This window comes from Pseudoalteromonas sp. SR44-2 (genome assembly GCF_014163745.1).
Taxonomy (GTDB): Bacteria; Pseudomonadota; Gammaproteobacteria; order Enterobacterales; family Alteromonadaceae; genus Pseudoalteromonas; species Pseudoalteromonas distincta.
The window spans coordinates 1-1,211 of sequence record NZ_JACJDW010000074.1 but is presented as its reverse complement, the minus strand read 5'-3'; the positions used below and the strand labels follow the sequence as shown (position 1 = coordinate 1,211).

1 protein-coding gene is annotated in these 1,211 nt (G+C 37.2%); it reads left to right on the top strand.

Going from position 1 to position 1,211, the window contains the following annotated elements; genetic code table 11:
- Positions 1 to 190 precede the first annotated feature (190 nt).
- A complete protein-coding gene (locus tag H5115_RS19970) occupies positions 191 to 1,174 on the top strand; it encodes an IS110 family transposase (RefSeq protein WP_182756984.1) in 984 nt (327 codons plus the stop codon).
- Positions 1,175 to 1,211 lie beyond the last annotated feature (37 nt).

Genomic DNA, 1,211 nt, shown 5'->3' with positions numbered 1-1,211 from the left:
GTCTTGTATCTCTCATTGATAAATGATTAGCTATCATTTATCACATCGAAGTCAGTGAGCTTGCCTGTGCGTCTAGTATTTCATACTGCTCCGTAGATAAAGCCCTGGCTTTCTATTCTCACAAACTGAATGGTATCCAAGCACACTTTTATTTAAGTAGATGCTGTATGTACAAGGGGAGTAAGTAGAGATGATGTTTATCGGCATTGATATTAGTAAAGAGAAAATTGATTTATCATGGTTGAGAGACCAGCTTACAAATAAAATTAAAACAAAAGTCTTTAAAAACAATCGTCAAGACTTTACAAGAATAGAAAAATGGCTTTTAAATACAACTAAAAGCGCTGCTAATGAGCTCGTTATTACTCTCGAGCCAACAGGTGTTTATCATGAAGCACTGATGTATTTTTTACACGAGCAAGGCTTTAATATTATTTTAGCGAATCCCGGTAAAGCTAAAAAGTATGCAGACGCTTTAAACATAATTCATAAAACAGACAAATCTGATGCAACGATGCTTGCTCATTATGGCTGTGCTAAGCACGCAGTCGTTAATTATTGGCAACCTGAAGCGTTAGAAATTAGAGAGCTTAAAGCCCTTATTCGTCGTTTAGATGCGCTTGAGAGTAACCGCCAACGAGAAGCTAACCGATTAGAAGCAAGTGAATTTAGCAACGTTTCCGCGCGTGTTTGCCAATCGATAAAAGTGACAATCGCGTTTTTAGATGATGAAATTAAACAGCTTAAATCTGACATTGATAACCACATAGATAATGAACCTGATTTAAAAAGAAACAGAAAGCTACTTGAGTCTATCCCTGGCATTGGGCCCGTATTATCGAGAGAGCTGACGTATTTGTTTGCGGCTAAAAAATTTAATAAAGCCAAAGAAGCGGCCGCTTATTGTGGATTAATCCCACGGCACAATGAATCGGGTAAATTAAAAGGGCGAACATCAATCAGTAAACTTGGGCCAGCCAGAATTCGATGCAAACTTTATATGGCAGCCATTGTTGCTGGGCAATGGAATAAAACAATAAAACGACACAAGTTAACGTTAATAAATAATGGTAAAACACCGATGCAAGCTGTGTGTGCAAATATGCGAAAGCTCATTCATATATGTTTTGGTGTAATAAAAAACCAAGAAGCGTTTAAGCTTCAAGAAAGTTAAATACGGCCTTGAAGCTTAAAATGAGAGATGGTATCTA